This is a genomic window from Alteromonas alvinellae (assembly GCF_902705805.1).
In genome coordinates this window covers 2,503-2,880 of sequence record NZ_CACSIH010000170.1, presented here as the reverse complement: position 1 = coordinate 2,880, position 378 = coordinate 2,503, and the positions used below count along the sequence as shown (strand labels likewise).

At 43.1% G+C, this 378-nt stretch carries 1 protein-coding gene; it reads right to left on the bottom strand.

Annotation, left to right across the window (positions count from 1 at the left end; all coding sequences use genetic code 11):
• Nucleotides 1-98: 98 nt before the first annotated feature.
• A complete protein-coding gene (locus ACX5KA_RS12650; protein ID WP_458731319.1) occupies nucleotides 99-350 on the bottom strand; it encodes a DUF6429 family protein in 252 nt (83 codons plus the stop codon).
• Between the last annotated feature and the right edge of the window lie 28 nt (nucleotides 351-378).

Here is a 378-nt window from a genome sequence, read left to right as displayed (position 1 = left end):
GTGTATGCGTCCCAGCGAACGAAGTGAGTGCGTTAATTGGCTTGTTAGTTGCCACGCTGATACATCCTAGAGTAACAGCTGAGTTATGCGCACAATACTCACTCACTTTTGACGAATAACTTTTTGAATAGCTCTTCTGATTTGGCGAGCCCTTCTTCAGTTAAAACAACAGACTTTGATTTGCCAACAGGGTCGTGAATATAACCTTTTTCATAAAGTCGGTCGGTGATACTCCAATCTATTTGCTTCCAAGCCCTACCTAACTTGTCGTGCAGAGTAAGGTAAAACAGAGCAAGTGCCGCTTCATCGATTTTATCTTCATCTATTTCCACTGCTGTCTCCATTTTCATATGGCCACTAACACCCACATAAGGGGCA

Excerpts from the sequence above, each read along its gene's own strand:
- ACX5KA_RS12650 (WP_458731319.1), bottom strand. The coding sequence starts at position 350 with ATGAAAATGGAGACAGCAGTGGAAATAGATGAAGATAAAATCGATGAA.